The sequence below is a fragment of the Variovorax sp. GW821-FHT10C12 genome, assembly GCF_059415405.1.
This window is the reverse complement of sequence record NZ_JBWKNE010000006.1, coordinates 55,444-79,403: the sequence shown is the minus strand read 5'-3', so window position 1 is coordinate 79,403 and position 23,960 is coordinate 55,444. Positions and strand designations below refer to the sequence as shown.

21 protein-coding genes and 1 tRNA gene are annotated in these 23,960 nt (G+C 68.8%); 13 read left to right on the top strand and 9 right to left on the bottom strand.

Going from position 1 to position 23,960, the window contains the following annotated elements; genetic code table 11:
• Nucleotides 1-140: 140 nt before the first annotated feature.
• Nucleotides 141-938, bottom strand: a complete 798-nt coding sequence (locus AC07OH_RS23385) for an IclR family transcriptional regulator (RefSeq protein ID WP_495302296.1) — start codon at nt 936-938, stop codon at nt 141-143.
• A gap of 191 nt (nt 939-1,129) precedes the next feature.
• Between AC07OH_RS23385 and AC07OH_RS23380 the strand changes: the two genes are divergently transcribed.
• The 10 genes from AC07OH_RS23380 to AC07OH_RS23335 are packed head-to-tail and all read left to right on the top strand — an operon-like array spanning nt 1,130 to nt 12,276.
• The gene (locus tag AC07OH_RS23380; RefSeq protein ID WP_495302295.1) at nt 1,130-2,884 is read left to right on the top strand and encodes an FAD-dependent oxidoreductase; all 1,755 of its coding nucleotides are present in this window, start codon (nt 1,130-1,132) and stop codon (nt 2,882-2,884) included.
• A 34-nt stretch (nt 2,885-2,918) separates the two neighbouring features.
• Nucleotides 2,919-3,695, top strand: a complete 777-nt coding sequence (locus AC07OH_RS23375; RefSeq protein WP_139704791.1) for an SDR family NAD(P)-dependent oxidoreductase — start codon at nt 2,919-2,921, stop codon at nt 3,693-3,695.
• A 60-nt stretch (nt 3,696-3,755) separates the two neighbouring features.
• Nucleotides 3,756-4,955: an ABC transporter substrate-binding protein gene (locus tag AC07OH_RS23370; RefSeq protein ID WP_062469728.1), complete on the top strand. Its 1,200-nt coding sequence runs from the start codon at nt 3,756-3,758 to the stop codon at nt 4,953-4,955.
• Nucleotides 4,956-5,011: 56 nt separating this feature from the next.
• Entirely contained in the window at nt 5,012-5,935 is a 924-nt protein-coding gene (locus AC07OH_RS23365) for a branched-chain amino acid ABC transporter permease (RefSeq protein ID WP_062469725.1), read from the top strand.
• Entirely contained in the window at nt 5,932-7,710 is a 1,779-nt protein-coding gene (locus tag AC07OH_RS23360) for a branched-chain amino acid ABC transporter ATP-binding protein/permease (RefSeq protein ID WP_495302294.1), read from the top strand. Before AC07OH_RS23365 ends, AC07OH_RS23360 begins: the two co-directional genes overlap by 4 nt.
• Nucleotides 7,711-7,730: 20 nt before the next feature.
• Nucleotides 7,731-8,441: an ABC transporter ATP-binding protein gene (locus AC07OH_RS23355; protein ID WP_495302293.1), complete on the top strand. Its 711-nt coding sequence runs from the start codon at nt 7,731-7,733 to the stop codon at nt 8,439-8,441.
• 28 nt (nt 8,442-8,469) lie between these two features.
• A complete protein-coding gene (locus AC07OH_RS23350) occupies nt 8,470-9,438 on the top strand; it encodes an MBL fold metallo-hydrolase (protein WP_095746773.1) in 969 nt (322 codons plus the stop codon).
• Between the two features lies 1 nt (nt 9,439).
• Nucleotides 9,440-10,363 carry a DMT family transporter gene (locus tag AC07OH_RS23345; protein ID WP_495302292.1) on the top strand — a complete coding sequence of 308 codons (924 nt, stop codon included), beginning with the start codon at nt 9,440-9,442 and terminating at the stop codon, nt 10,361-10,363.
• 9 nt (nt 10,364-10,372) lie between these two features.
• Nucleotides 10,373-11,557: an NADH:flavin oxidoreductase/NADH oxidase gene (locus AC07OH_RS23340; RefSeq protein WP_495302291.1), complete on the top strand. Its 1,185-nt coding sequence runs from the start codon at nt 10,373-10,375 to the stop codon at nt 11,555-11,557.
• The gene (locus tag AC07OH_RS23335; RefSeq protein ID WP_495302290.1) at nt 11,554-12,276 is read left to right on the top strand and encodes an EthD domain-containing protein; all 723 of its coding nucleotides are present in this window, start codon (nt 11,554-11,556) and stop codon (nt 12,274-12,276) included. Before AC07OH_RS23340 ends, AC07OH_RS23335 begins: the two co-directional genes overlap by 4 nt.
• On the opposite strand, the gene AC07OH_RS23330 is transcribed toward AC07OH_RS23335, so the two are convergent.
• Nucleotides 12,239-12,640: a hypothetical protein gene (locus AC07OH_RS23330; protein WP_216846569.1), complete on the bottom strand. Its 402-nt coding sequence runs from the start codon at nt 12,638-12,640 to the stop codon at nt 12,239-12,241. The genes AC07OH_RS23335 and AC07OH_RS23330 overlap by 38 nt on opposite strands.
• Before the next feature lie 187 nt (nt 12,641-12,827).
• On the opposite strand from AC07OH_RS23330, the gene AC07OH_RS23325 reads away from it, so the two are divergent.
• Nucleotides 12,828-13,364, top strand: coding sequence for a hypothetical protein (locus AC07OH_RS23325; RefSeq protein ID WP_495302289.1), 537 nt, complete (start codon nt 12,828-12,830; stop codon nt 13,362-13,364).
• A 69-nt stretch (nt 13,365-13,433) separates the two neighbouring features.
• A complete protein-coding gene (locus AC07OH_RS23320) occupies nt 13,434-13,817 on the top strand; it encodes a hypothetical protein (protein WP_307696962.1) in 384 nt (127 codons plus the stop codon).
• Between the two features lie 69 nt (nt 13,818-13,886).
• On the opposite strand, the gene AC07OH_RS23315 is transcribed toward AC07OH_RS23320, so the two are convergent.
• The 7 genes from AC07OH_RS23315 to AC07OH_RS23285 all read right to left on the bottom strand — a co-directional run bounded on the left by AC07OH_RS23315 (nt 13,887) and on the right by AC07OH_RS23285 (nt 23,068).
• A tRNA-Arg gene (locus AC07OH_RS23315) sits at nt 13,887-13,961 on the bottom strand.
• Between the two features lie 61 nt (nt 13,962-14,022).
• Nucleotides 14,023-18,120: a translocation/assembly module TamB domain-containing protein gene (locus AC07OH_RS23310; protein ID WP_495302288.1), complete on the bottom strand. Its 4,098-nt coding sequence runs from the start codon at nt 18,118-18,120 to the stop codon at nt 14,023-14,025.
• An 8-nt stretch (nt 18,121-18,128) separates the two neighbouring features.
• Nucleotides 18,129-20,060, bottom strand: coding sequence for an autotransporter assembly complex protein TamA (locus AC07OH_RS23305; RefSeq protein ID WP_495302287.1), 1,932 nt, complete (start codon nt 20,058-20,060; stop codon nt 18,129-18,131).
• Nucleotides 20,061-20,118: 58 nt separating this feature from the next.
• A complete protein-coding gene (locus tag AC07OH_RS23300) occupies nt 20,119-21,306 on the bottom strand; it encodes a vWA domain-containing protein (RefSeq protein WP_062482585.1) in 1,188 nt (395 codons plus the stop codon).
• 21 nt (nt 21,307-21,327) lie between these two features.
• A complete protein-coding gene (locus AC07OH_RS23295; protein WP_369645173.1) occupies nt 21,328-21,915 on the bottom strand; it encodes a GNAT family N-acetyltransferase in 588 nt (195 codons plus the stop codon).
• Nucleotides 21,916-21,961: 46 nt separating this feature from the next.
• Nucleotides 21,962-22,210 carry a hypothetical protein gene (locus AC07OH_RS23290; protein WP_095948065.1) on the bottom strand — a complete coding sequence of 83 codons (249 nt, stop codon included), beginning with the start codon at nt 22,208-22,210 and terminating at the stop codon, nt 21,962-21,964.
• Nucleotides 22,211-22,213: 3 nt separating this feature from the next.
• Nucleotides 22,214-23,068 carry an AAA family ATPase gene (locus tag AC07OH_RS23285; protein WP_056577821.1) on the bottom strand — a complete coding sequence of 285 codons (855 nt, stop codon included), beginning with the start codon at nt 23,066-23,068 and terminating at the stop codon, nt 22,214-22,216.
• A 150-nt stretch (nt 23,069-23,218) separates the two neighbouring features.
• Between AC07OH_RS23285 and AC07OH_RS23280 the strand changes: the two genes are divergently transcribed.
• Nucleotides 23,219-23,911, top strand: coding sequence for a c-type cytochrome (locus AC07OH_RS23280; protein ID WP_489061626.1), 693 nt, complete (start codon nt 23,219-23,221; stop codon nt 23,909-23,911).
• Nucleotides 23,912-23,960: the final 49 nt, after the last annotated feature.

The window sequence follows — 23,960 nt, the reverse complement described above, 5'->3', positions numbered from 1 at the left end:
CGACGCCAGGGGCGCCGTGAGGAGGAATCGGGCCGTTTCCGTTTCGAAGGCCTTCAGCATGAGGCCCCCGGCATGCCCCGCATGCGGGAAAAGTCAGGCCCCGCGCGTGAGCGCCTGCCTACACGGCATGGGCCGGCGGTTCAGCCCGCTTCGTCGGTGGGCACGAAGCCCAGGCGGCGCGAGATCTCCAGCGCGCAGGCCTTCAGCGGCACGGCCACGCGGCCGTTCCAGTCGCTGTCGAAGGTGGCCTCGGGGCCCATGGCTGTGATGCCCAGCACCAGGTTATTGGTCGAGTCGAACACCGGCGCGCAGAAGGCGTCGATGCCCGGAATCGGCTGGCCCAGCGTGCGCGACACGCCGTGCAGCCGCGTCTCGACCAGGAGCGCCTCGATCTGCGACTTCGACAGCTCCTCGCTGGCGCCGCGCCCGTCGGCCGGGCGCGTGCGCGCCAGGTCTTCGAGCATCATTTTTTCCACCACCTTCGGCGGCAGATACGCCGCGAACAGCCGGCCCGTGGCCGTGTAGGCCAGCGACATCACGGTGCCGGTGCGCAGGTTCACGTGCAGCGGGTGGATCGGTTCTTCCAGCCGCACCACGGTCGGCCCGAAGTTGCCCCAGACCGCGACCGCGATGCTCTGCTCGGTCTCGGACGCGAGCGCCTCGATGAGCGGCGAGGCTTCCTTGATCGGGTCGAGCCGCTGCAGCTTGGCCAGGCCCAGCTGCAGGGCCAGCGGGCCCAGCTCGTAGCGGCCGGTGCCGTCCTGCACCACGAAGCCGACCTTCAGAAAACTCACCAGGTAGGGGTGCGCCTTGCCGACCGGAATGCCGGCCGACTTGCCGAGGTCGCGCAGCGCCATGGGCGCCACGTGCCGCCCGAGCGCGACCAGCAATTGCGTTCCGATTTCGACGGATTGAATGCCACGTCTTGGCTTTTCCATGGGGCGCCCGGCGTGGGGGTTGAGAGTGGGAGCGAGTATAGCCATCAGGGTTTCTACTGATATTGTCGTGTTCAATCGACGATGACTGATCATCTGATAGTAACTAAACGACTTGACCATATCAACATCGCTGCCTACACTCCGCCGCAACTTAAGTCGTACACACAACACGAGAGCGAACAGAGGCAGAGATGGAACAGAACACGTGGGAATGCGATGTCCTCGTCGTCGGCAGCGGCGCATCGGGCATGGCTACCGCCGTCACGGCGGCGTCGCAGGGTTTGAAGGTGCTGGTGGTCGAGAAAGAGCCGCGCTTCGGCGGCACCACCGCGCGCTCGGGTGGCTGGCTGTGGATTCCGGGCACGCGCCTGGCCACGGAGCAGGGCATCCATGAGCCGCCCGGCGCGGCGCTCGACTACATGAAGCACGAGACCACGACGCACTTCGACGCCGCGCGCGTGGGTGCCTTCCTCGACATGGGCCCCAAGGCCATCGACTTCTTCACGCGCCAGACCTGCGTGCAGTTCGACATGCCGGCCGTCTTCCCCGACTACCACGCCGAAGCGCCCGGCGGCCAGCCCGGCGGCCGCTCGATGGTCACGCGTCCGTTCGACGGCCGCGAGCTCGGTGCGCGCATCAAGCACCTGGCACCGCCGCTGCCCGAGCTCACGGTGTTCGGAATGATGTTGGGCTCGGGCCCCGAGATCAAACACTTCATGCGGGCCTTCAAGTCGCCGACCTCGTTCTGGTACGTGACCAAGCGCCTGACCCGCCACTTCCTGGACGTGGTGCGCCACGGCCGTGGCATGACGCTGACCAACGGCAACGCGCTGGCCGGCCGGCTGGCCAAGGCCGCGATGGACCTGGACATTCCCGTGTGGCTCTCGTCGCCCGTGAAGAAGCTCGTGGTCGAGTACGACGGCGTCTCGGGCGCCGTGGTGCAGCACGAAGGCAAGTCGGTGCGCATCACCGCCAAACGCGGCGTGGTGCTGGCCTGCGGCGGTTTCCCCTACGACGTGGAGCGCCGCAAGCAGCTGTTCCCGCACGCACCCACCGGCAAGGAGCACTACTCGCCGTCGCCTTCCACGAACACCGGCGACGGCCTGCGCCTGGCCGAGGCCGTGGGCGGCCGCGTCGACGGCACCATCCCGCACGCCGCGGCCTGGGTGCCGGCCTCGGTCACCACGCGCCCCGACGGCAGCAAGGGCGTCATGCCGCACTTCATCGACCGCGCCAAGCCCGGCGTGATCGCGGTCACGCCCAAGGGCAAGCGCTTCGCCAACGAAGGCAACTCGTACCACGACTTCGTGCAGGCGATGGTCAAGGCCTGCGAGGGCGAGCCCGAGGTCACGGCCTGGCTGCTGTGCGACCACAAGGCGCTGCGCGACTACGGCCTGGGCTGCGTCGCGCCCGCGCCGCTGCCCATCGGCCGCCACCTGAAGACCGGCTACCTCAAGCGCGGCGCGAGCATCGGCGAGCTGGCGAAAGAAATCGGCATCGCCCCCGCCGCGCTCGAAGCCACCGTGCAGGAGTTCAACCAGGGCGCGCGCACCGGCGACGACCCCGCCTTCGGCAAGGGCAGCAAGGCCTACAACCGCTACCAGGGCGACGCCAACGTCACGCCGAACCCCTGCGTCGCGCCGCTGGACAACGGCCCGTACTACGCGATCAAGCTCGTCATCGGCGACATCGGCACCTTCGCCGGCCTCGTCACCGACGAGAAGACGCGCGTGCTCGACGCCGACCGCCAGCCGATCAAGGGCCTGTACGCCGTCGGCAACGACGCGGCCAGCGTGATGGGCGGCAACTACCCCGGCGCGGGCATCACGCTCGGCCCGGCGCTCACCTTCGGCTACGTCGCGGGCCTGCAGGTCGCCCAGGCCGAAGTGGCCGTGCCCCTGCACGTCGAACAGCGCGAAGCCGTGGCCGTGCCGCGCGGCGCCTGATCCCCGTTCCGATAGTCAACCCAAGGAGCCGACCATGCCCTTTCCTCCTCACGTCGCACCGCGCCTGCTCGAAGGCCGCCTCGCGCTGATCACCGGCGCCGGCCAGGGCAACGGCCGCGCGCTCGCGCTCGGCCTGGCCCAGGCGGGCGCGCGCGTTGTCGTCACCGACATGAACGAAGCCACCGTGGCCGAGACCGCGCAGTTGGTGCGCAATGAAGGCGGCGAGGCCTGGTCGTTCGTGCTCGACGTCACCGCGCCCGAGGCCTGCCAGGCACTGGCGGCGCGCGTGGCGCAAGAGGTCGGCCACGTCGACCTGCTGGTGAACAACGCAGGCATCATCATCCGCGAGACCACCAGCAGCCCGAACGCCGCGGCCAACTGGAAGAAGACCATCGACGTGAACGTGCACGGCACCTTCAACACCACGCTGGCCTTCATCCCCGTGCTCAAGCAGACGAAGGGCTCGATCATCAACATCGCCTCCATCGCCGCCTACGCGGGGCAGGCCGCGAGCCTGGGCTACTCGCCCTCGAAGGGCGCCATCAAGATGCTCACGCAGTCGCTGGCGCAGGAGCTCGCACCGGCCGGCGTGCGCGTGAACGCACTGGCCCCCGGCGTGATCGAGACGCCCATGACCGCGGCCACGCGCGAGAACCCGCAGCGCCTCGAGTCGTTCATGACGCGCATCCCGCTGGGCCGCGTCGGCCAGACCGAAGACCTGGTGGGCCCGGTGATCTTCCTGGCCAGCGACATGTCGCGCTACGTCACCGGCATCACGCTGCCGGTGGACGGCGGCTTCCTCGCCGTCTGAGCCGCACCTCTTCCTTTTCGATTTCCCGTTCCCCGTCCGTCAACCCTTAGGAGACAAAGAATGAAAACGATCCGTCTGTACAAGACCCTGCTCGCGACCGCCGCCTTCGCGGCGTTCTCGGCAGGCGCCTACGCGCAAGACATCAAGCTCGGCTACAACGGCGACCTCTCGGCTTCGCCTTCGGCGCAGAGCGGCCAGGCCGCGGTGCTGGGCATGGAAGCGGCCATTGCCGACCTGAACGCCGCCGGCGGCGCGCTCGGACGGAAGTTCACGCTGGTCACGCGCGACGATGTCTCGGCGCCGCCGAAGTCGATCCAGAACATGAGCGACCTGGTCGACAACGAGAAGGTCGTCGCCGTGTTCGGCCCCACCAACTCGGGCAACGCCATGGCCTGGAAGCACATCGCCAACCAGAAGAAGATTCCGGTGCTGGGCAACGTGGGCTCGGGCACCGACATCACCAAGCCCATGAGCGCGGGCGCCGACAACTACATGTTCCGCGTCTCGATGGTCGACCGCGAGCAGGTCGCCGCGCTCATGGCCTACGTGAAGCGCAACACGGCCGGCTCCAAGGTCGTGGGCCTCATGGCCGAGACCACCGGCTACGGCCAGGGCGGCCTGAAGGACATGGAAGAAATCGCCAAGCTGCAGGACATCAAGATCGCGGCCACCGAGCGCTTCGGCGTGGGCGACACCGACATGACCTCGCAGCTCTCGAAGATGAAGGCCGCCAACGTCGACACCGTGGTGGTGTGGGCGCAGGGCACGCCCATCGCGCAGCTGGTGCGCAGCATGGAGAAGATCAACTACTTCCCGCTGACGCTCACCTCGTGGGCGGCCGACAACATCACCTTCTATGACGCGGCCGGCAAGGCGCTGGCCGAGAAGCCGATCTTCATGCGCACCGTGAGCGAAACGCGCACGCCCGTGCAGCAGAAGCTGTTCGACCGCATCGGCAGCAAGCTGAAGGCACCGGGCTCGTTCTCGTTCGCGCTGCACGGCTACGACTCGGTGCTGCTGCTGGCCCAGGCCATGAAGCAGGCCAACAGCACCGACGGCGCCGCTGTGCGTGCTGCGCTCGAAGACCTGAAGACGCCGGTGCAGGGCGTGCTCAAGACCTACGAGAAGCCCTTCAGCAAGACCAACCACGAAGCCCTGACGGCCAAGGATCTGGTCTGGATCCGCTGGAAGGACGGCAAGCTGCTGCCCTACAGCGACGCGCTGATCGGCGCGCTCAAGCCGGCCGACTTCAAGCAATAAACGTCTGAGACAAAAGGAACGGGGCACCGCCCCGTTCCGCAACGGAGATACACACCATGGTTGAAGCGCTCCTGCAGGCGCTCATCAGCGGGCTCGCCGTCGGCGGTGCCTATGCGCTGGTGGCCCTCGGATTCAGCATCACGTTCACGACGACCAAGACGCTGAACTTCTCGCACGGCGAGTTCGTCTCGGCCGGCGCGTTCATCGGCATGAGCGCGCTGTTCCTCGTGCTGGGCAAGCCGCTCAGTTCCACCACCTTCGGCGATGCCGTGCCCGGCGCGGGCGCGCAGCTGTTCGCGCTGGTCGCCGCGCTCGGCGTGATGGGCCTCTTGGGCTGGCTGCTCTATGTGCTTGGCGTGCGTCCGTTCGCGGGCCGCCCGGGCATGGCCTGGGTCATGAGCACGCTGGGCTTCGGCGTGATCCTGCAGAGCGTGGGCCTGGCCATCTGGGGCCCGAAGCCCGTGGTGGTGCCCGCACCCGTGGGTGACACCGTGATCCGCATGTTCGGCGTGGGCGTGCGCCCGCAGGAACTGCTGACGCTGGGCGTGGCCGTGGTCGTGATGATCGGCTTCGACCGCGTGATGAACCGCACCATGATCGGCAAGGCCATGCGCGCCGTGGCGCAGAACGGCAACGTCGCCAGCCTCATGGGCATCAACACCAACGCCATGATGATCGGCGCCTTCGTCGTCAGCTCGGCGCTGGCGGGGCTGTCGGGCTTCCTGCTCGCGCCCATCGCGCAGGCGTCGCTCTTCATGGGGCTGACCGTGGGGCTCAAGGGTTTCTCGGGCGCCATGATCGGCGGCCTGAGCAACCCGCGCGGCTGCGTCATCGGCGGCTTCCTGCTGGGCGTGCTCGAGTCGATGGTGAATCTCTGGCAGGCGCAGTGGCGCGAGGTCGCGGTGTTCGCGCTCGTGATCCTGGTGCTGGCCTTCCGGCCCACGGGCCTGTTCGGCCGCTCGACGGTGGAGAAGGTATGAAGCGCCTCGCCCATCCCGCCGCCGTGGTGCTGGTGGCGGCCGTGCTGTGCGGCCTGGTCTCGCTGTCCGGCAACGACTACTACCTGCGCATCGCCTTCATGATGTGCGTCTACTACCTGTGTGCCGCCGGCATGAACGTGCTGGTCGGCTATGCAGGCCAGAAATCGCTGGGCCAAGCCGGCCTGTTCGCGGCCGGTGCCTATGCGGTCGCGCTCATCACCTCGCGCACCGAGCTGAGCCCGTGGCTCGCGCTGGTGATCGCGGCGGTTGTCTCCGGCGTGTGCGGCGTGCTCATCGCGCTGCCCTCGCTGCGCGTGAAAGGCCCGTACCTCGCGATGGTCACGCTGGCCTTCGGCATCGTGGTCGAGAAGCTCGTGGGCGAATGGACCGACGTGTTCGGCGGCGCGCAGGGCATCTACGGCATCCGCCCGCTGACCTGGAACGGCCAGCCGCTGAGCAGCGTGCAATGGGTGATCCTGGGCATCGTGCTCAGCGCCGCGCTGCACCTGCTGCTGCGCAACCTGCTGCAGGGCCGCTTCGGCCGCGCGCTGCTGTCGCTGCAGGCGGACGAGATCGCCTCGTCGTCGGTGGGCGTGCGCGTGTACCGCGCCAAGGTCATGGCCTTCGTGGTCGCGGCCGTCACCTGCGGCATCGCGGGCGCGCTCGTGGCGCAGCAGAACCAGTACATCAACTCCGACTTCATCACCTTCCATCTGTCGATCTTCATCCTGCTCTTGGTGCTGTTCGGCGGCGCGGGCTCGATGTACGGCCCCATCGTGGGCGCGGTGCTGCTCACGGCGACCGACGCGCTGCTCGCGCGCTGGCCCTCGGCGCAGCACTTCCTGTACGGCTTTTTGCTGCTGTTCGCGCTGTACGTGATGCCGGGCGGCGTGGTGGGCCTGTTCAACAAGTGGTTCCTGAAGTCGCGCCACCGCGGCGAAGGGGCGGCCGGCAACGGCGTGCCGGGCCAGATCGGTCCCGGTGGCGAAGGCGAGCTGCTGGTGGTGCAGGGCGTGACCAAGTCGTACGGCGGCGTGAAGCCGGCGCAGGACGTGTCGTTCCGCCTGCAGCGCGGCCACATCCATGCGATCATCGGCCCGAACGGCGCCGGCAAGAGCACCATGATCAACATGCTCACCGGCGTGGTCGAACCCGACGCGGGCGTGATCCGCTTCCTGGGCCGCAACATCGTGGGCCAGCCGGCGCACACCATCTGCTGCCTGGGCATGGGCCGCACCTTCCAGAACCTGCGGTTGTTCGCCGACCTCTCGGTGCTCGACAACGTGATGCTGGGGCGGCACAGCCGCATGAGCAACGGCTTCCTGTCGTCGCTCGTGGCCTGGCCCACGGCCGGCAAGCAGGAGCGCGCCACGCGCGAACGCGCGCTGCAGCTGCTCGACCTCGTGGGCCTGGGCCACCTGGCGCACTGGCCCGCCGGCAGCCTGCCCTACGGCCTGCAGCGCCGCGTGGAACTGGCGCGCGCGCTGGCCACCGAGCCGCAGCTGCTGCTGCTCGACGAGCCCGCCGCCGGCCTCAACCCGCAGGAAACGGCCGAGCTCGGCGAACTGCTGGTGCGCATCGGCAAGTGCGGCGTGTCCATCCTGATGGTGGAGCACCACATGGACCTGGTGATGTCGATCTCCGACCACGTGATCGTGCTCGACTACGGCGTGAAGATCGCCGAGGGCAAGCCCGCCGAGGTGCAGTCGAACCCGCGCGTGGTCGAGGCCTACCTGGGCGTGGACGACGAAGAACCCGAAGCAGTGCCCGCCTGAGCCAGAGGACCGAAACCATCATGTTGAAAATCGAATCGGTGAAGGTCTCGTACGGCGCCATCGAGGCCGTCAAGGGCGTGAGCCTGGAAGTGCGCGCGGGCGAGGTCGTCACCATCATCGGCGCCAACGGCGCCGGCAAGAGCACGCTGCTCAAGAGCATCGTCGGGCTGGAGCCCGTGGCCGCAGGCCGCGTGCTCGTGGACGGCAAGGACTGCACGCACGTGCCCGCGCACCAGCGCGTGGGCCTGGGCGTGGCGCTGTCGCCCGAGGGGCGCGGCGTGTTCCCCGACCAGACCGTGCGCGAGAACCTGATGCTCGGCGCTTATTCGCGCCGCAACGACAAGGCCTTCGTGGAGCGCGCCATCGAACGTGAGTTCGTGCGCTTTCCGCGCCTGAAGGAGCGCGAACATCAACTGTCCGGCACGCTGTCGGGCGGCGAGCAGCAGATGCTCGCGATCGCCCGCGCGCTCATGAGCGAGCCGCGCCTGCTGCTGCTCGACGAGCCCTCGCTGGGCCTGGCGCCGCTCATCATCAAGGACATCTTCGACGCCATCCGCCAGCTGCGCAGCTCGGGTCTCACGATCCTGCTGGTGGAACAGATGGCCAAGCAGGCGCTGGGCGTGGCCGACCGCGCCTATGTGCTCGAAACCGGCTGCATCACGCTCGAAGGCTCCGGCCGCGAGCTGCTCGACAACCCCAAGGTGAAGTCCGCGTACCTCGGCACGCATTGAATTCACCGCTCACATCAAAGGACCATTCATGACCACCAAGAAATTCGCCAGCCAGGCCGACCTCGAAGAAAAGAAGGTCTCGTTCACCCGCCTCTCGGAGAACGCCTACGCCTACACCGCCGAGGGCGACCCCAACACCGGCGTCTTCATCGGCGACGAGGCCGTGATGGTGGTCGACACCCAGGCCACGCCCGCGATGGCGCAGGACGTGATCCGCCGTATCCGCGAAGTCACGCCGCTGCCCATCAAGTACGTGCTGCTGAGCCACTACCACGCGGTGCGCGTGCTGGGCGCGTCGGCGTACTTCAAGGAAGGCGCCGAGCAGATCCTGGCCAGCCGCGACACCTACGACCTGATCGTCGAGCGCGGCGAGCAGGACAAGGCCAGCGAGATCGGCCGCTTCCCGCGCCTGTTCCGCAACGTCGAGTCGGTGCCCGCCGGCCTCACCTGGCCCACCATGACCTTCGACGGCACGATGAGCGTGTGGCTCGGCAAGAAGCTCGAAGTGAAGATCGCACAGGTGGGCCGCGGCCACACCAAGGGCGACACCATCGCCTACCTCGAAGACCAGAAGATCTGCTTCGCGGGCGACCTCGTCGAATACCAGAGCACCGCCTACGCGGGCGACTGCTACTTCCGCGACTGGCCCACCACGCTGGACCGCCTGGCCGGCTTCGGCTTCGAGAAGCTGGTGCCCGGCCGTGGCGCCGCACTGGAAAACGCCGCCGACGTGCGCAAGGCCATCGCTTCCACGCGCGCCTTCATCTCCGACGTCTACACGCTGGTGAACAACGGCGTGGCCGAGGGCAAGTCGCTCAACGTGATCTACAAGGAAACCGTGGCCGCGCTGCGCCCGACCTACGGCCATTGGGTGATCTTCGACCACTGCATGCCCTTCGACGTGACCCGTGCCTACGACGAAGCCACCGGCCACGTGCACCCGCGCATCTGGACCGCCGAGCGCGACATCGAGATGTGGAACGCCCTCGAGAGCTGAGGTGAACCAACCCGCGCCTTCGCACGGCGCCACGCCCGCGTCCGTGCAGGGCTGGATGCTGCTCGCGATGCTGGTGTGGGGCGTGAACGTCTCGGCCGTGAAGGCGCTCACCGCGTCCTTCGAGACGCTGCCGCTCGCGGCATTGCGCATGGGCGTGGCGTGCATCGCGCTCAGCGCCATCGTGCTGTGGCGGCGCGGCGGCGTGCCCCGGCTCACGGCGCGGCAACTCGCGGTGATGGCGGGCTGCGCCTTCCTCATGGTCTACGGCAACCAGATCCTGTTCGCGCAGGGGCTGCTGCGTTCCACCGCCACCAACGGCGCGCTCATCATGGCGCTGAGCCCGCTGGTGTCGGCGCTGATGGCCGCGCTGGTCTTCGGCGAGCGCTTCACGGCGCGCCGCATGGTGGGCGTGGCGCTGGGCTTCGCGGGCGTGGCGGCGGTGGTGCTGAGCCACCCGGGCGCGGGGCTGTCGAGCGCCGGCATCGGCGACCTGATGCTCGCGCTGTCGGTGGTGAGCTTCGCGGTCGGCGGCGTGGGCGTGCAGCGGCTGGCGCGGCAGGTCGATCCGCTGTCGATCAGCTGGGTCATCTACCTCATCGGCACGTTCATGCTCGTGGTGCACACCCTGCTCGGACCGTCGCAACTCGGCGCGGCGCAGCTCTTTCCCGGCCTGTGGCCGTGGGCGCTCGTGCTGTTCTCGGGCATCGCGGCCACCGCCGTAGGCAACCTCATCTGGAACCGTGCGATCTCCGTCATCGGCGTGGCGCGCACGGCCGTCTTTCTCTACTGGGTGCCGGTGTTCGGCGTGCTGTTCGCGGCGCTGCTGCTGGGTGAAGTGCTCACGTGGTGGCACCTGTTCGGCTTTGCCGCAGTGATGAGCGGCACCTGGCTCGGCACGCGGCCCGTGGCTGCGCCGGCCCCTTGATTCCTTCACATGCCTGACTCTTCTCTTCCCCTGCTGTTCCAGCCCTTGCAGCTGCGCGAGCTCATGCTGGCCAACCGCATCGTCATCTCGCCCATGTGCCAGCACGCCGCCGAGCGCGGCCATGCCACGCCGTGGCACCTGGTGCACCTGGGCAAGTTCGCGCTCGGCGGCGCGGGCCTGATCCTCACCGAGAGCACCGCCGTCGATCCGCGCGGGCGCATCGGCACCGCCGACCTCGGCCTGTGGAACGACAGCCAGATCGCGCCGCTGAAGGCCGTGGTCGATTTTGTCCACGCGCAAGGCAGCGCCATCGGCGTGCAGCTCGCGCACGCGGGCCGCAAGGCCGGCAGCGAGCCGCTGTGGGAGGGCGGGGCGGCCATCGACCCGGCGCGCATGGCGGCCGACGAAGAACCCTGGGAGCGCCTGGGCCCCAGCGCGCTCGCGGCCGGCCCCGGCTGGTCGGCGCCGCGCGCGCTCGATGCCGCCGACATGGCCGAGGTCGTGCAGCGTTTTGTCGATGCGACCGTGCGCGCCGACCGGGCGGGCTTCGACGTGGTCGAGCTGCACTTCGGCCACGGCTACCTGGTGGCGAGCTTCCTGTCGCCCAACGCCAACCACCGCGACGATGCGCTCGGCGGCAGCCGCGAGAACCGCATGTCGCTCGCACTGGAAATCGCGCAGCGCGTGCGCGCCGCATGGCCCGCCGGCAAGCCGCTGTTCTGCCGCCTCTCGGCCGTGGACGGCACGCTCGACGGCTGGAACCTCGACGACTCGGTGGTGCTCGCGCGCGAGCTGAAGCGCTGCGGCGTCGACGTGATCGACTGCTCGTCGGGCGGCCTCACCGAAGAGACGCGCGCGCTGCCCGTGCCGCGTGGCCTGGGCTTCCAGGTGCCTTTTTCTGAGCGCATCCGGCGCGAGGCCGGCGTGGTCACGCAGGCCGTCGGGATGATCGTCGACGCGCAGCAGGCTGAGGCCGTGCTCGCCGCCGGGCAGGCCGATCTCGTCGCGCTCGGCCGCGAAGCCCTGTTCGACCCCTACTGGCCGCACCACGCGGCCGCCGCGCTCGGCGCCGATCCGCAGTACCAGCGCTGGCCCGTGCGCCACGGCGTGTGGCTCGCCAAGCGTGCGCCCGGCCTGGCGCGTGCGCGCGCCGAAGCGCAGAACGCGCAGCCCCACAAGGAGACCGACCGATGACCGAACCCACGACGACCACGACCCTGCGCATGGGCCTGATCCGCAAGCAGCCCGGCTGGACCGACGAGGCCTTCAGCCGCCACTGGCGCGAACGCCACGGCCCGCTCGTCGCGCGCCTGCCCACGCTGCGCGCCTACCGCCAGAACCGCGTGACCGACCGGCTGCAGCGCGGCATCGACTTCGCGCGCGGACCGTGGGACTTCGATGGCTTCTCGCAGCTGCAGTTCGACGCGGCGGCGCAGGCCGATGCAGCCTTCAACACCGGTGAACTCGCCGCGGAGATCCGCGCCGACGAGCACCACTTCCTGGGCGGGCTGCATATCGTGACGGTCGAGCAGACCGAGGTCATCGCGCCGCCGTCGTCCGCATCGTCGGCGGGGCCGGCGATGCTCAAGCGCATCTCGACCCTGCGCCGCCCGGTCGCGCAGTCCGAAGAAGACTTCCGCCGCGAATGGAAGGTGCACGCCGACCACGTGCGCCGCATGCCCGGCGTGGCCGGCTACCGTCAGAACGTGGTGGTTGCGCGCGAGTTCGAGAAGGGCACGCCCTGCGGCTACGCCGAGCTGCCGATCGACGGCATCGTGGAACTGTGGTTCGAGGACACCGACACGCTGAACGCCGCGTTCGCCTCGCCCGAAGGCCAGCGCACCATGGCGCACGCCAAGACCTTCCTGGCGGAGATCACGGCCTTTGTGGTGGAGGAGTTTCGGGTGGTGTGAAGGCCGCGCGTGCGTAGTGCACCGACGTGCTCAGCGCCGGGATCACCGGCTGGTAGGCGGCGGGGTGCGAGACCCGCGCGGGGACGGTGCCGATGGGCGCGATCTCGCGGACCCGGGCGGGCGCCGTGGCCTCTTCGGGCTCCATGCCGCGCCCGGGCGGCTCCGGCAGGAACACCCCGCGCCGCAACGACCAGATGCAGGCGCCCAGGCGCAGCAGCTTTTCGACCTTCACGTCATGCGCCGGATCGTCCGGCGACTCCTGCGCGATCAGCTCGCCCAGCTGCGTGAGTGCATCGGCGGGCGTCATGCCGCGCCCGATCCGTGCCACCTCCACCATGGCCGCCAAGGCCTCGGTCTTGTTCATTGTGTGCCCCCTGTTGTTTGTCTCTTGCTACGAAGGGCAGCATGCCGTTACGCGGTGCATCCAAAAGTAGTCCATCGCGCCGTCGGGTCGTCGATTGAAATCTCGTCCCTGCGCGGGGCGGGGCGTACGCGGGGGGCGGCTGCCTTAGCATCGCGCGGCACCGCAAGACCAAGGGGAGGGCCGCACCATGTCACCCAGAGCGATTCGCTCGCACGCATTCGCCATCGCCGCCGCTGCATTGCTGAGCGCCTGTGAAACACCATACCGTTTGCCGACCGAGCAGGAAAGCCGGGCACAGGTCACCGTCGAGTCGAAGGACGACGTGGTCATCAACAACCTCAATGCAGAGGGCTGCTACCGCGGGCGCACCGAACTCAAGGGTGCGATGTTCATCCGCGCGGGGGAAGAGGCGCTCATCGAGTACCACGGCCGTGCCGCGTGCCGGATTTCGTTTTCGTTCCTGCCCGAGGAAGGCAAGCGCTACCGCATCGTCGGGCAGTCGTTCCGAAACCTGCGCGAACGCTTCGAGGCGCGCCGCGACATCGAGAGCAAGCAGGGCATCTCGTACGAAGCCTGCGGGGTGAACCTCTATCGGGAAGAGGAGAACGCGCAACTCGTTCCGATGAAGCCGCAGCGTCGCGTCATCAGCGCGTTGCCGACGTGCGCGAAGTTCATCACGCCGGAGGAGTGGCAGCAGATCCGGGTGCCGCCGCCGTTCAAGTAGGTGGGTGACGTCTCCTCCATGCGTATCGAGCCACTACGATCGGGGCTCAAAAATCTTGGAGGACGAGGAATGTTGAGAGTTGTATTGGCTGCGCTGGCTGCTGGCGCTTTGTCTGCTTGCACGACGGCCCCCACGACCGCGGCGAAGCCGGATACGTTCTGGACCGTGCATCACGGTACCTACAACAAGGCCGAGCAGCCTGAGTTCATGGATTGCGTTTTCGATGGATTCCTGGGCGCGCAGAACACCGCGATCGCCACGCATGTCCGGCAGACCAAGCGGGCCTTCGGGTACCGGGTCGACGTGATCGCGCAAGCGTTTCAGTACATCGTGGCCGACATTCATGACGACGGTACGTACGAACTGCGCCGTTCCAAGTACTCCGACATGCTCCCCTTCAGCAAGGAAGTGGACGCTTCGGCGGCGTGCCTGAAGAAGTTCGCGACCTCTTGAGCGGGCAGGAGTGAGGGGCTTTCGGGCGTCTCGCCTCGACGGTCCATGAGACGGCGCGATGCGACCTCATGGTGCCTTCGACAGGAATCGAACCTGTATCTGAGTCTTAGGAGGACCCCGTTCTATCCATTGAACTACGAAGACGGTGTGCGCCGCTGCTGCGGCGCGGCCCGCACTTTACCAGCTTGGGGTGTCCCGGCCGCCCTCAGTCGTACTTCATCGTATAGATCAGGTCCACCCCGCTCGTCTGTCCCGCCTGCCCCCGCAGCGTGAGGCGCTTGGTCAAGTCGTAGAAGATGAAGATCGTGCCGAAGGTGCCGCCCAGGCTGCGTTCGTAGGTGATGTAGAAGTCTTTGGACAGCCGCTTGCCGAGCGTGACGGCCGACTCGCGCAGGTCGCCGCCGTTGCCGGGGCCCTTGAAGCCGAGTTCGTCCAGGCCGAAGCGGCTGGCCAGGCTGCCGCCGGTGGTGGTGCCGCCGATCTTGCCGAGCAGCGACAGGGCGGCCTGCTGCAAGAGAGCCGACTCGCCGCCGCTGGTGGCCGAGGCGCGGCCCAGGATGACCCATGACAGCGTTTCGGCGTCGGACAGCGCGGGCTCGGCGTAGAGCTTCACGCGCGGCGACTGCGCGGAGCCGGTGATCTGCACGCCGGCGCGCTGCGCGATGTTCGGGCGGATGGCCAGGATGTCGAGCGCGGGGTTGTCGAAGGGGCCGTTGAAGCGCGCGATGCCGGTCTCGACGTCGAGCTGCTGGCCGTAGGCGCGGTACTGGCCCTTGACGGTCTTCACCTCGCCGGTGATGCGCGGCGGGGCGTCCAGGCGGGTGCTGCGGATTTCCAGTTCGCCCTCGAGCCGCGTGGTGATGCCGCGGCCCTGCACGGCGAAGTCGTCGCCGAGGTCGAAGGTGACGACGATGTCGGGCGGCTTGGCGGTCTGGGGCTTGTTGGCGGCCTTGGCCGCCTGGGCGTCGGCCTTGGCGGCTTCGCGCTGCGCGGCCTCGGCGGCGGCCTTGTCCTTGGCGGCCGAGCGCACGACGACGTCGCTGCCCAGGCTGGGCGCGGTCTCGTCGGGCAGGATGATGACGGCGCGGTCGGTCTTGAGCTTGCCGCGCACGTTGAACTGGCCGTCGTCCAGCCGTGCCTGCAGGTTGCCCGACAGCGACACCTGGCGGTCGGTGCGCACCAGCACGCGCAGGGCGCGCAGCTCGGCCTGCAGGGCCATGCGGATGCCGGTGCTGGTCGTGCTGTTGTTGCTGCCCCAGCTGAGGTCGCCGCGCGCGGTGAGCGAGCCGCCGTCGGTGCGCGCTTCGCTGGCGGCGGTGCTGCGGTTGCCGCTCTGGCCGCCGATGCGTGCGTTGCTGCCGGCGCCGCCCTTGAGCGTGAACTCGGCAATTTCGAGGCGGTCGCCGGTGAGCGAGGCGCGCAGGCGGCCGTCGCGCAGGTCGAGGCCTTCGACCGGGGCGCGCAGCGCGAGCTGGTCGGCGCCGAGCGTGCCGTTCCAGCGCGGCGCAGTGCGGTTGCCCGACAGGGTGGCGTTGGCGTCGAGTGTGCCGGCGATGCGCCAGCCGGGCGGCGCGAGCATGGACCACACGCCCAGGTTGGGCAGCGCGGCGCGCAGGGTGCCGTTCAGGGGCGCGTCGGGCGCCCACTGCCAGCCGCCGCTGCGCTGCTGCATGCGGGTGCCGAGCTCGGCGTCCAGGCGGCCGGCGCGTTCGCTGTCCCAGGCCAGGGTGGCGCGCACGGCGTCGCCTTGCGCGTCGAGCTGCAGTTCGGCGCGGCGCAGGCCGGCCGGGGTGGCGGTGAGGTCGACGCCGTTGACCTCGTTCTTGCCGCTGGCCGAGCTCATGGTGCGTTCGCTCGCGGTGCCGGTTCCGGTGCTGGTGATGCGGGTGACGAGCGCGGCCTCGCCGGCCTGCACGCGGATGTCGCCGCTCTGGCGCGCGAGCCGGGCCTTGGCGCGCAGGGTGTCGCCGGCGTCGATGTCCCAGTCGCCGTTGAACAGCAGGTCGCCGCTGATGCCGAGTTCGCTCAGCGTGGCGTTGGCGCCGAACGCGCCGGCCCAGGCCATCGGCAGGCCCTGCATCTGGCCCTTGGACTGCAGGCGGAACACGCGGTTGGGCGCGGCGCCGCTCTGGTTGAAGCGCAGCGGCTGCCAGTCGATGCGCACGGTGCCGGGCAGCGGGCCGCGCAGGGTGGCGTCGGCGGCGGAGGCTTCGACGTCGAGGCGGTTGTCGGCGGCGCGCACGGTGGCCGTGACCTCGCGACCCAGCTCCAGCACCCAGGGGCCCTGGCCGGGGCGCGCGGTGACGGTGTCCTGGGCTTGCAGGCGCAGGCTGGCGAGGGTGGCGCGCCACTGGTTGGTGCTGGCGAGGCCGCCGCTGGCGCGGGTGTCGAGTGCGAGCTTCTGCGTGCCGGTGGTGGCTTCGCCCTTGAGCGTCAGCGTGGCCTGGGCGATGCTGCCGGCGAGGTCGGCCTGCAGTGCGCGCAGTTGCACGCTGGTGGCCGTGCCGCCGGGCTGGGCCGCGGGCAGGTTCAGGTCGAGGCGCGGCACGGCGAGCGCGGCCTTGAGGCTGGGCTCGGCGTTGCCGCGCGCGGCAGCGCCGGGGTTTTCGATGCGGCGCTGCACGGTCTGCCAGCCGCCTTGCCAGCTGGCGTCGAGGCGGGCGCTGCCCTTGGCGCTGGCGTTCGCGAACACAGCTGACAGGCCCGGCAGGCCTTGCACCCAGCGCTGCAGTACCTCGGCGTCGTCGATGCGCGCCTGGAGGTCGCCGCCGCCGGTGGTGGGCGCGATGCGGCCGTCGAGCTGCGCGCTGCCGCCCGGCAGCGAGAGGGCGAGCTTGCCGCTGGCGGCCTGCTCGGCCACGCGCACCTGCAGCTTGCCGTCGATGCTGGCGCGCATCGCCTCGACGCGCAGCGTGCGCAGGTCGAGCACCTGGTCTTTCCACTGGCCCTGCGCCAGCGCGCGGTCCAGGCCGAAGCCGGGCAGCGCCTTGCTGCCGGCACCGCCGTTGCCTTCGGCGCGGAGGGCGACGTCGAAGACGAGGGTGTCGGAGTCTTCGGCCTGCCGCGCGCTGATCTGCCCGCCGACGGGCGCGCCCGACAGCTCGCTGTACAGCGCGCCGGGCCGCACGCCGCGCACGGTGGCGCGCACCTGCCAGGGCGAGGGCGCGGGGCTCCAGCTGCCTTCGGCGTCGATGCGGCCGCCGCCCGCGCGCACGGTGGCTTCGGGCACGGTCCAGGTCGTGCCGTTGAAGCCGACCTGGGCCTGGACCTGCTCGAGGGGCAGCTTCTGTTCGTCCCACGGGCCGGCGACGGCGTTGCGGATGTCGGCCGAGGCCTTCCACGCGGCGGGGCCGGTGGCGGCATCGGGCGCGAGCTCAACGGTGCCGGTGAGCCGGGTCCGGGGCGCGCCGGGCCAGAGGCTGGCGGCGTCGACGTTGCGCAGGTCGGCCTTGGCGTCGACCACGGGCTGCGGCAGCCAGGGCGCGATCTGCGCGCGCAGCTGGGCGGCCATGGGCGCTTCGGCGTCGGGCTCGGTGGGCTGCAGGTCGGCGGCGACCTGCAGGCGCGCCTCGGGGCCGGCCAGCGTGCCCTTCACCGAGGCCTTGGCTTGCACCTCGATGTGGCGGTCTTCGGCGAGCGGGGCTTTCACGCGGCCGTCGAGCGTGGCGTCGAGCGCCATCGGTGCCGGGCCTTGCAGCCGCACGCGGGCGCTGTAGTGGCCGTCGGCGATGTCGACGCCTTCGATGTCCAGCGCGTGCTGCGCGGCCAGGTAGCTGTAGCGGCCTGCGAGGCCTTTGGCTTCCAGCGCGGGCGGTCCGGCCCAGCGCACCTCGTCGATGCGGAAGGGCACCTCGGCCACTTCGACGGGCAGCGCGACCTGCGTGAGCGGCTCGGTCGGTGTGTCGCTGGGCGGGCCACGGCGTTCGATCGACAGGCGCGCGGCGTGGATCTCGCCGAGCTGCACCTTGCGCTGGAACAGCGGCGCGAGCTGCCAGCCGAGCGTGGCGTCGTTCACCTCGACCGCGAGGCTCTCGCTTTGCCACTTGAGCCAGCCGATGCGACCGCCGGTGCGCAGCGAGCCGGTCACGTCGCGGCTCTCGAGTGTCTGGCCTGCGGGCAGGCGCTGCGCGGCCTGGGCGAGCGCGAAGGCCAGTGATGTGTTCGAGCCGAGCCACCACCAGGTGCCTGCGGCGAGCAGCAGCACGACGAGCAACAGGCCCGTCAGCGTCCAGCCCAGCGCGCGCAGCACGCGGCGGGTGCGCGAGCGGGGACGGGGCGTGGCTGTGGTGGGCGTGGTCGGCATGAAGCGGGTCAGAAGGTGAAGCCGAGGCGGAAGTGCAGGCGAAATTTCTTCGAGTCGACGCCGTAGGCCAGGTCGGCCTGCACCGGGCCGACCGGGCTGCGCCAGCGCGCGCCGACGCCCACGCCCACCTTGGGCTTGAGCTCGCCGGGCTTGTCGGCCACGGCGCCGGCATCCACGAACACCACGCTCTCCCATTCGGTGAGCTTGTCCTTGTAGACGAAGGGGCGCTGCCATTCGAGGCTGGCCACGCCGAGGTAGCGGCCCGCCACGGTCTTGCCGTCGGCGCGCACGGTGCCGATCTGCTTGTAGCTGTAGCCGCGCACGGTGGTGTCGCCGCCTGTGAGGAACATCAGCGTGGACGGGATCTGCGCGCTGTCCTTGGCCGCGACGGCACCGGCCTCCAGGCGCATCTGCAGCCGGCTGCGGCGCGCGCGGGCGTTCTTGTCCTCGGCCGCACCCAGCGGCAGCACGCCGAGAAAGCGCGCATAGGTGCGTGTGAAGGGCAGTTGCTGGCCGGTGAGCGTGTAGCCCGCGGCCATTTCGAGCGCCAGGCCGTAGCCGCGCGAGGGCGCCGAGTTGTCGTCGAAGTAGCGCCCGGTCCAGCCCCAGTTGGCGGTGACGGCCGAGGCCGAGGGCGGCGCGTCGGTGCCGCGGTTGTGGGCGTAGTCGTACTGCAGGAAGAGGCTGCGGTCGATGTGGTCGCTCGACTTGCTTTGCCCGCCGCGCAGCCGGCCGCTGTCGACCACGTAGCTGCCCGACTGCTCGCTCTTGAGTTCGCCACCGGCAAACCAGCGCCAGCCGCGGTCGTTGGGCACGGCGTTCCACTCGGTGCCCAGCGACTGGATGTCGTTGTCCAGCGAGAGCCGCGACACCGCGCGCCAGCCGAGCAGCGGCATGCGGTTGTGGGTGTGGTCGATCGACAGGCGCGGGCCGTTGTCGGTGGTGAAGCCCACGCCCATCACCACCTTTTGCAGCGGCGCCTCGCGCAGCTGCGCGATCACGGGCGCGGCCAGCGGCGTGTGGCTGTCGGTGTCGAGCGTGAGGAACACCGAGTCGTAATAACCGCTGCTGGCCAGACGCTGCTGGGCGTCGAGCAGCTTCTGCTGGTCGTAGTCGGTGCCAGTGGGCAGGCGCGCGATGCGGCGCGCGGCGTCGGCGTCGTAGCGCTCCACGCCGCGCAGCACCAGCGGTCCGAACTTGTAGGCGGGGCCCGACTGGTAGGTCACGCCGAGGCGGGCCTCGTGGCGGTCGGCGTCGATCTCGGCGCGGCTGATCTCCACGCTGCCGGTGGGAAAGCGCTTGGCCGTGAGGCTGCGCAGCGCGGTGGTCTTGGCGTCGTCCCACGCGCCTTGCGTGAAGGGCTCGCCGGCGCGCAGCGCCCAGCCGGTGCGGATGGCGTCGCGCTGCGCTTCGGCGCTGGGGTCGTCGGCGATCTGGCCGGCGTAGCGGATCTGCACGGTCGACACTTTCGTGCGCTCGCCGGGTGCCACGGTGATGACGACCTCGCGCGGGGCCTCGGTGCTGTCGGGTGTTTCGTTGAGTTCGAGCGTGAGCGTGGGCGTGAAGTAGCCCAGCGTGCCCAGCAGCTCGCGCGCATTGGCCTCGGCCGCGACCATGAGGCGCGAGACCTCGGTCACGCCCAGGTCGTCGAGCTCGCGGTAGCGCTGGATTTCGAGGTGACGCGCCAGGTAGTCGCGCTCGGTCTCGGGGCCGCGCACGTCGACCGTGAAGGCGCGGCGCCGGCCGTCGGCCTTGGCCTTGTCGTCGTCCTTGGCGGTGTCGCCGTTGCTGTCGCCGCTGCGCACCACGCCGACGGTGGACGCACCCGTGTCCGCCGCCTCTTTTTTAGGCAGCAGGCTGCAGCCTTGCAAAAGCAGGACGCCGGAAAAAAGCAAAGCCGGCCACAACGCCGGCGAAAGAACGGATGCCACCCTGACCATGGCGGCATTCTGACAGCACCCGTGCGGGCGGTGCCCCCCACTTGTGCGGGGCCGCGGGTTACTTGGACAGCATGCGCATCGCCTCTTCGAGGCCGCGCAGCGTGAGCGGGTACATGCGGTTGGACATGAGCTGCTGCATCACCGCGATGCTCTGGCGGTACTGCCACACGCCCTGGGGCTCGGGGTTGATCCAGGCGAACTTGGGGAAGGTGTGCGTGAGGCGCTGGATCCACTCGGCGCCGGCCTCTTCGTTGTTGTATTCGACGCTGCCGCCAGGTTGCAAGATTTCGTAAGGACTCATCGTGGCGTCGCCCACGAAGATGAGTTTGTAGTCTTTGTTGTACTTGCGCAGGATGTCCCAGGTCGCGAACTTCTCGGAGAAGCGGCGCTTGTTGTTCTTCCACATGAAGTCGTAGACGCAGTTGTGGAAGTAGTAGAACTCCAGGTGCTTGAACTCGGTCTTCACGGCCGAGAACAGTTCTTCGACGCGCTGGATGTGCTCGTCCATCGTGCCGCCCACGTCCATCAGCAGCAGCACCTTGACGTTGTTGTGGCGCTCGGGCCGCATCTTGATGTCGAGGTAGCCGGCGTTGGCCGCGGTCGAGTGGATGGTGTTGTCCAGGTCGAGCTCTTCCTCGTGGCCTTCGCGCGCGAACTTGCGCAACCGGCGCAGCGCGACCTTGATGTTGCGCGTGCCCAGCTCCTGCGTGTCGTCGTAGTCCTTGTAGGCGCGCTGGTCCCACACCTTCACGGCACTGCGGTTCTTGCCGGCGCCGCCGATGCGGATGCCCTGCGGGTTGTAGCCGCCATTGCCGAAGGGCGAGGTGCCGCCGGTGCCGATCCACTTGCTGCCGCCTTCGTGGCGCTCTTTCTGCTCTTCGAAGCGCTTCTTGAGCGTCTCCATGAGCTCGTCCCAGCCCATCTTCTCGATCTTGGCTTTTTCTTCGGCGGTGAACTCGCGCTCCAGCGTCTTCTTGAGCCAGTCGAGCGGCACTTCCTTGGTGAAGTCGGTGAGCATTTCGACGCCCTTGAAGTAGGCGGCGAAGGCACGGTCGAACTTGTCGTAGTGCTTCTCGTCCTTCACGAGCGCGGTGCGCGAGAGGTAGTAGAAGTCGTCGATGCCGTAGGCGCCGTCGGAGTTCGGGCCCACCACGTCGGACTTGAGCGCCTCGAGCAGCGTGAGGTATTCCTTGACCGACACCGGCAGCTTGGCCGAACGCAGGGTGTAGAAGAAGTCGATGAGCATGGAGCGCTCCTTGTGTTTCGTTCAGCCGCGCGGCTTGTCGAGCAGGTACTGCAGCTGGGCCTTCACCTCGGGCCATTCGCCCGCGCGCAGGCTGTACATGACGGTGTCGCGGATGGTGCCGTCGCGGCGCATCACGTGGCCGCGGATCACGCCGTCTTTCTTGGCGCCCAGGCGCTCGATGGCGCGCTGCGAGGCGAAGTTGAAGTTGTCGGTGCGCCAGCCCACCACGTTGCAGCCCAGCGTGTCGAACGCGTGCGTGAGCATCAGCAGCTTGCAGGTGGTGTTGACGTGGGTGCGCTGGCAGCGCTCGGCGTACCAAGTGTAGCCGATCTCGACGCGCTTCACGCCCGGAAGGATGTCGTGAAAGCTCGTGCTGCCCAGCACGGTGCCGCTGGCTTCGTCGGTCACGGCGAAGGCGAAGCGGTCGGCCGTCTTCAGGGCGGTCTCGATGTAGGCGCGCGTGTCCTGCGGTTCGGGCACGGAGGTGACGCGCAGCTTCCACAGCTCGCCGTCGGCGGCCGCGGCGCGCAGGCCGTCTTCGTGGGTGAGTGCCAGCGGCACCAGCGCGAGGCCGCGGGCCTTCAGCGTGACGGGTTCGACGAACGCCATGTGCAAACTCTCCGTGTCTCCGTGCGGGTCTCGGTGGATCTGGGGCTCAGGCGCGCGGGTCGCCGTACTTGTGCACGTACCACGCACGCGCGGCCTGCGCACCGGCGCCGCCGCCCAGGCCGATCAGCGCAATGCCGACGATCTCGCGCGTGCCGTACTTGCTGTCGGTGCCGAAGGCGTCGAGGCCGAGCAAGAGCCCGATCCCGCGCCCGATCAGCGCGCCCACCACGAACAGCACCGCCTGGGCGATGCCCAGCTTCATCAGCTGCTTGGTGGAATGCGGTTGCCGGCTCATGGCCTAGCGGTTGTTGCGTTGCATGAAGACGAGCTTCTCGAACAGGGTCACGTCCTGTTCGTTCTTGAGCAGCGCGCCCACCAGCGGCGGCACGGCGACTTTGTCGTCCTTGCTCTGCAGGGCTTCGAGCGGAATGTCTTCGGCCACCAGCAGCTTGAGCCAGTCGAGCAGCTCGGAGGTCGAGGGCTTCTTCTTCAGGCCGGGCAGGTTGCGCACGTCGTAGAAGGTCTTCATCGCCGAGGTGAGCAACTCCTGCTTCAGGTTCGGGAAGTGCACGGCGACGATGTGCTTCATCGTCTCGGCATCGGGGAACTTGATGTAGTGGAAGAAGCAGCGGCGCAGGAAGGCGTCGGGCAGTTCCTTCTCGTTGTTCGAGGTGATGAACACCAGCGGACGGTGCTTGGCGCGGATGAGTTCGCGCGTCTCGTAGCAGTAGAACTCCATGCGGTCGATTTCGCGCAGCAGGTCGTTCGGGAATTCGATGTCGGCCTTGTCGATCTCGTCGATCAGCAGCGCGACCGGCTGGTCGGCCGTGAAGGCCTGCCACAGCACGCCCTTGATGATGTAGTTCTGGATGTCCTTGACGCGCTGGCCGCCGTCCACGTCGGCGAGTTGCGAGTCGCGCAGGCGGCTCACGGCGTCGTATTCATACAGGCCCTGTTGCGCCTTGGTGGTCGACTTGATGTGCCACTGCAGCAGCGGCATGTCGAGCGCTTGCGCCACTTCCTCGGCCAGCATGGTCTTGCCGGTGCCGGGCTCGCCCTTGACGAGCAGGGGGCGCTGGAGTGTGATGGCCGCATTGACCGCCAGCATCAGGTCCTGAGTGGCGACGTAGTTGTCTGAGCCCTTGAATTTCATGAGTGGAGCGGAGGCAGGGTGGAGAAAAGAACACACTCGAACTGCATTGCGCAGCCTCTTGTGCAGCTCGCGCGAGGTTCCCGTGGGACCCTTGCATATAATCGAATGTTGATTCGAAAAACTGTATCTCCACGAGATTGTGCGCGCAAAATGAACAAGTTGTTGACCACGATGTTTGCCCTTGCTGTCGCTTGCGTGACGCTCTCGGCACAAGCCCAGCAAGTCACTGGCAAGGCCCAGGACGGCGCCAAGAAGGTCCAGATGTGCGTGGGCTGCCACGGCATCATCGGCTACCAGGCGAGCTTCCCCGAGATCCACAAGGTCCCGATGATCGCGGGCCAGAGCGCCACCTACATCTCGTCCGCGCTCACCGCGTACAAGGGCGGTGACCGCAAGCACCCGACGATGCGCGCCATCGCCGACAGCCTCACCGAACAGGACATCGCCGACCTCGCGGCCTACTACAGCCAGCTGGGCGTGAAGGAAGGCGACGCGCCTGCGGCCACACCGGCCAAGGCCGCGTCCGAGAACGTCCAGGCGCTCATCGCGCGCGACAAGGACAACAGCTGCACCAAGTGCCACGGCGCCAACTTCAACACGCCGAACGACGGCACCGTGCCCAAGCTGGCCGGCCAGCACGCCGACTACCTGTTCGTGGCACTGAAGTCGTACCGCGTGAAGAACAACCCCCACTTGGGCCGCTCGAACGCCGTGATGGCCGCACAGGTCGAACCCAAGAAGTTCACCAACGCCGAGCTGAAGACCCTGGCCACCTACATCAGCTCGCTGCCTGGCGAACTGAAGATCGTGCCGGAGTCGCGCCTGCATCACGCGCCTCAGTAAAAAGAGGGAGCCAGACGGGCACTGACCCGTTGCCCCAAAGAAAAAGCCC

What these genes read in the sequence shown, in the direction of transcription:
- AC07OH_RS23385 (WP_495302296.1), bottom strand. Translation starts at nt 938, where the DNA reads ATGGAAAAGCCAAGACGTGGCATTCAATCCGTCGAAATCGGAACGCAA.
- AC07OH_RS23380 (WP_495302295.1), top strand. Translation starts at nt 1,130, where the DNA reads ATGGAACAGAACACGTGGGAATGCGATGTCCTCGTCGTCGGCAGCGGC.
- AC07OH_RS23375 (WP_139704791.1), top strand. Translation starts at nt 2,919, where the DNA reads ATGCCCTTTCCTCCTCACGTCGCACCGCGCCTGCTCGAAGGCCGCCTC.
- AC07OH_RS23370 (WP_062469728.1), top strand. Translation starts at nt 3,756, where the DNA reads ATGAAAACGATCCGTCTGTACAAGACCCTGCTCGCGACCGCCGCCTTC.
- AC07OH_RS23365 (WP_062469725.1), top strand. Translation starts at nt 5,012, where the DNA reads ATGGTTGAAGCGCTCCTGCAGGCGCTCATCAGCGGGCTCGCCGTCGGC.
- AC07OH_RS23360 (WP_495302294.1), top strand. Translation starts at nt 5,932, where the DNA reads ATGAAGCGCCTCGCCCATCCCGCCGCCGTGGTGCTGGTGGCGGCCGTG.
- AC07OH_RS23355 (WP_495302293.1), top strand. Translation starts at nt 7,731, where the DNA reads ATGTTGAAAATCGAATCGGTGAAGGTCTCGTACGGCGCCATCGAGGCC.
- AC07OH_RS23350 (WP_095746773.1), top strand. Translation starts at nt 8,470, where the DNA reads ATGACCACCAAGAAATTCGCCAGCCAGGCCGACCTCGAAGAAAAGAAG.
- AC07OH_RS23340 (WP_495302291.1), top strand. Translation starts at nt 10,373, where the DNA reads ATGCCTGACTCTTCTCTTCCCCTGCTGTTCCAGCCCTTGCAGCTGCGC.
- AC07OH_RS23335 (WP_495302290.1), top strand. Translation starts at nt 11,554, where the DNA reads ATGACCGAACCCACGACGACCACGACCCTGCGCATGGGCCTGATCCGC.
- AC07OH_RS23330 (WP_216846569.1), bottom strand. Translation starts at nt 12,640, where the DNA reads ATGAACAAGACCGAGGCCTTGGCGGCCATGGTGGAGGTGGCACGGATC.
- AC07OH_RS23325 (WP_495302289.1), top strand. Translation starts at nt 12,828, where the DNA reads ATGTCACCCAGAGCGATTCGCTCGCACGCATTCGCCATCGCCGCCGCT.
- AC07OH_RS23320 (WP_307696962.1), top strand. Translation starts at nt 13,434, where the DNA reads ATGTTGAGAGTTGTATTGGCTGCGCTGGCTGCTGGCGCTTTGTCTGCT.
- AC07OH_RS23310 (WP_495302288.1), bottom strand. Translation starts at nt 18,120, where the DNA reads ATGCCGACCACGCCCACCACAGCCACGCCCCGTCCCCGCTCGCGCACC.
- AC07OH_RS23305 (WP_495302287.1), bottom strand. Translation starts at nt 20,060, where the DNA reads ATGGTCAGGGTGGCATCCGTTCTTTCGCCGGCGTTGTGGCCGGCTTTG.
- AC07OH_RS23300 (WP_062482585.1), bottom strand. Translation starts at nt 21,306, where the DNA reads ATGCTCATCGACTTCTTCTACACCCTGCGTTCGGCCAAGCTGCCGGTG.
- AC07OH_RS23295 (WP_369645173.1), bottom strand. Translation starts at nt 21,915, where the DNA reads ATGGCGTTCGTCGAACCCGTCACGCTGAAGGCCCGCGGCCTCGCGCTG.
- AC07OH_RS23290 (WP_095948065.1), bottom strand. Translation starts at nt 22,210, where the DNA reads ATGAGCCGGCAACCGCATTCCACCAAGCAGCTGATGAAGCTGGGCATC.
- AC07OH_RS23285 (WP_056577821.1), bottom strand. Translation starts at nt 23,068, where the DNA reads ATGAAATTCAAGGGCTCAGACAACTACGTCGCCACTCAGGACCTGATG.
- AC07OH_RS23280 (WP_489061626.1), top strand. Translation starts at nt 23,219, where the DNA reads ATGAACAAGTTGTTGACCACGATGTTTGCCCTTGCTGTCGCTTGCGTG.